Genomic DNA, 1,068 nt, shown 5'->3' with positions numbered 1-1,068 from the left:
GTGAGTTTGCCAAGAGCAAAGTGAATGTGACTGAACCGACAGTTCACACGATGATTCACTTTCTGTTCATGTACAGCTAGATATAATTTTGCCAACTCTTCAGAAAAGGTTTTGCTATGTATAAACCAGTGACTTCTCAAAATCTTGCGTTGTTTTTCAGCCTCGCCCCGATGCTGCTTTCTGCACCAAGCTTCGCGCAGCAAAATGATATTTACACCACGCAAAATGGCCACGCCATCGTGCAAGATGTCGAAAAGCCCGGCACTCGTATCGAATTTGATGAAGACCAAGATGAGGTCTACCGCGCCGTACAAAAAGGCTACATTCGTCCCTTCTCTGAGCTTTACGCGGCCGTCGAAAATGACCTTTATGGTCGCATCATCAAAGTCGAGCTTGAAGAAGATGACAATGAATGGGTTTACGAACTGAAAATACTCTTCAACAATAGTGTGTTGAAGGTCGAATATGACGCTGCCACATTGGAAATGCTGGAAGTCAAAGGTCGAAACTTCAATAAAGCTTTAAAACCACCACAAAACTAAATAATAAGAAACGCTGCCATGAAAATACTTGTTGTCGAAGATGATCCTCGTCTAGGCGAGCAAATTATCGAAACGTTGGAAAATAACGGTTGGGTACCTGAGCTATCACAAGATGGCATTGACGCGCTCTACCGAGCGACATCCGAAGAATGGGACGCGATTGTACTCGACCTTGGTCTACCGAAACTCGATGGCTTGACCGTTTTAAAAGGCATTCGAGATGAAAACATCAACACTCCGGTCGTGATCCTAAGTGCGCGTGATACCTTAACTCAACGAGTAGAAGGCCTAAACGCAGGCGCCGATGATTACCTGACTAAACCGTTTGAAATGGTTGAGCTTATCGCTCGTCTTCGCGCCCAACTGCGCAGAGCATCTGGTAACGCTTCTCCGGTCATGCAAATAGGCGATTTAAGCCTAGATACCAGAACCTCAAAAGTGATGTGGCAAGGCCAAGCAGTGAGCCTAACAGCGCTGGAATATAAAGTAGTCGCTTACTTTATGCATAATCCTGAAAAAGTCATTT

General features: G+C 45.0%; 2 protein-coding genes. Both read left to right on the top strand.

Annotated features, from left to right (window positions below):
- The first annotated feature begins 116 nt into the window (after nucleotides 1-116).
- Nucleotides 117-542: a PepSY domain-containing protein gene (locus R8N28_RS26795; protein WP_005495629.1), complete on the top strand. Its 426-nt coding sequence runs from the start codon at nucleotides 117-119 to the stop codon at nucleotides 540-542.
- An 18-nt stretch (nucleotides 543-560) separates the two neighbouring features.
- On the top strand, nucleotides 561-1,068 hold a 508-nt coding region (locus R8N28_RS26790; RefSeq protein WP_318183866.1), incomplete at its 3' end, for a response regulator transcription factor.

The organism is Vibrio sp. Vb1554, assembly GCF_033344235.1.
Note: the sequence above shows the minus strand (reverse complement) of the source record. Positions and strands in the feature narration are given on the sequence as shown.

What these genes read in the sequence shown, in the direction of transcription:
- R8N28_RS26795 (WP_005495629.1), top strand. Translation starts at nt 117, where the DNA reads ATGTATAAACCAGTGACTTCTCAAAATCTTGCGTTGTTTTTCAGCCTC.